General features: G+C 55.4%; 1 rRNA gene. It reads right to left on the bottom strand.

From position 1 onward, the window contains the following. Positions 1-25: 25 nt before the first annotated feature. Positions 26-2,679: ribosomal RNA gene (locus tag EZE58_RS02170) — 23S ribosomal RNA — on the bottom strand; the annotation flags it as partial.

The following is a 2,679-nucleotide window of genomic DNA, read 5'->3' on the forward strand; positions in this document are numbered from 1 at the left end:
TTCACGCACACACCAACCCTCTTGGGTTGTGTGAGTGATCGGCGTATTAGTACCAGTCAACTCCACACCTCACAGTGCTTCCATACCCGGCCTATCAACCCAGTGTTCTCCTGGGCACCTCCCCCCACAAAGGGATGGAAATCTCATCTCGGAGCAGGCTTCCCGCTTAGATGCTTTCAGCGGTTATCCTTCCCGAACGTAGCCAACCAGCCATGCACCTGGCGGTACAACTGGCACACCAGAGGTTCGTCCGTCCCGGTCCTCTCGTACTAAGGACAGCCCTCCACAAATTTCCTACGCACGCAGCGGATAGGGACCGAACTGTCTCACGACGTTCTAAACCCAGCTCGCGTACCGCTTTAATGGGCGAACAGCCCAACCCTTGGGACCGACTCCAGCCCCAGGATGCGACGAGCCGACATCGAGGTGCCAAACCATGCCGTCGATATGGACTCTTGGGCAAGATCAGCCTGTTATCCCCGAGGTACCTTTTATCCGTTGAGCGACCACGCTTCCACAAGCCATGGCCGGGTCACTAGTCCCAGCTTTCGCTCCTGCTCGACACGTCCGTCTCACAGTCAAGCTCCCTTGTGCACTTACACTCGACACCTGATTGCCAACCAGGCTGAGGGAACCTTTGGGCGCCTCCGTTACTCTTTAGGAGGCAACCGCCCCAGTTAAACTACCCATCAGGCACTGTCCCTGAACCCGATCAGGGTCCGAAGTTAAGGAATCCAGAATGGTCAGAGTGGTATTTCACTTGCCGACTCCACCCGATCTGGCGACCAGGCTTCAACATCTCCCACCTATCCTACACAAACCACACCGAAGCCCAATACCAAACTATAGTGAAGGTCTCGGGGTCTTTCCGTCCTGCTGCGCGTAACGAGCATCTTTACTCGTAATGCAATTTCGCCGAGTTCGTGGTTGAGACAGCAGAGAAGTCGTTACGCCATTCGTGCAGGTCGGAACTTACCCGACAAGGAATTTCGCTACCTTAGGATGGTTATAGTTACCACCGCCGTTTACTGGGGCTTAAATTCTCCGCTTCACCCCAAAGGGTTAACGGGTCCTCTTAACCTTCCAGCACCGGGCAGGCGTCAGTCCGTATACATCGACTTACATCTTCGCACGGACCTGTGTTTTTAATAAACAGTCGCTTCTCTCTGGCCTCTGCGACCACCACCAGCTCCCAACCGCAAGGGTCGTTCACCAGGATGGCCCCCCTTCTCCCGAAGTTACGGGGGCATTTTGCCGAGTTCCTTAACCACGATTCTCTCGATCACCTTAGTATTCTCTACCTGACCACCTGTGTCGGTTATAGGGTACGGGCAACACACACCCTCACGTCGATGCTTTTCTCGGCAGCAGAGGATCACCAGATCACCCCACCACTGTGGGGCGCCCATCAGCTCTCACACTTGCGTGGGGACGGATTTGCCTACCCCCACATGCTACGACCTTAGACCACGACTACCATCGCGTGGCCTGGCTACCTTTCTGCGTCACACCTCACGCTTACCGACTCCACACTCAGGTCCTCACCAGACCACCAACCAGACATCCGAAGACGCCACGGGTGGACCGGGGAGTTAGTCTCATGTGTTTTGGTATTGTCGGTTGTGTGTCGGTACCAGAATATCAACTGGTTGTCCATCGACTACGCCTGTCGGCCTCGCCTTAGGTCCCGACTTACCCAGGGCGGATTAGCCTAGCCCTGGAACCCTTGGTCATCCGGTGGACGGGTTTCTCACCCGTCTTTCGCTACTCATGCCTGCATTCTCACTCGTGACGCCTCCACCACTCGTTCACACGGCGACTTCACTGGCGACACGACGCTCCCCTACCCAACACCACACCATTACAGTATCGTGATGCTGCCACAACTTCGGCGGTGTACTTAGCCCCGCTACATTATCGGCGCTCAATCACTTGACCAGTGAGCTATTACGCACTCTTTCAAGGGTGGCTGCTTCTAAGCCAACCTCCTGGTTGTCTTCGCAACTGAACATCCTTTCCCACTCAGCACACGCTTAGGGGCCTTAGTTGATGGTCTGGGCTGTTTCCCTCTCGACAATGAAGCTTATCCCCCACTGTCTCACTGCCACGCTGAACCTTACCGGCATTCGGAGTTTAGTTGACGTCAGTAACCCGGTGGGGCCCATCAGCCATCCAGTAGCTCTACCTCCGGCAAGAACCACGCAACGCTGCACCTAAATGCATTTCGGGGAGAACCAGCTATCACAGAGTTTGATTGGCCTTTCACCCCTAACCACAGGTCATCCCCTCCATTTTCAACTGAAGTGGGTGCGGGCCTCCACAACATCTTACTGCTGCTTCACCCTGCCCATGGCTAGATCACTCCGCTTCGGGTCTAGGACACGCGACTGACTCGCCCTATTCGGACTCGCTTTCGCTACGGCTACCCCACACGGGTTAACCTCGCCACGCACCGCTAACTCGCAGGCTCATTCTTCAAAAGGCACGCCATCACACCAACACGGGTGCTCTGACGGATTGTAAGCACATGGTTTCAGGTACTCTTTCACTCCCCTCCCGGGGTACTTTTCACCATTCCCTCACGGTACTGATCCGCTATCGGTCATCAGGAAGTATTTAGCCTTACCAGGTGGTCCTGGCAGATTCACACGGAATTCCACGAGTTCCGTGCTACTCGGG

Origin of the sequence: Brevibacterium sp. LS14, from assembly GCF_012027885.1 — a bacterium.
Lineage (GTDB): Bacteria > Actinomycetota > Actinomycetes > Actinomycetales > Brevibacteriaceae > Brevibacterium > Brevibacterium casei.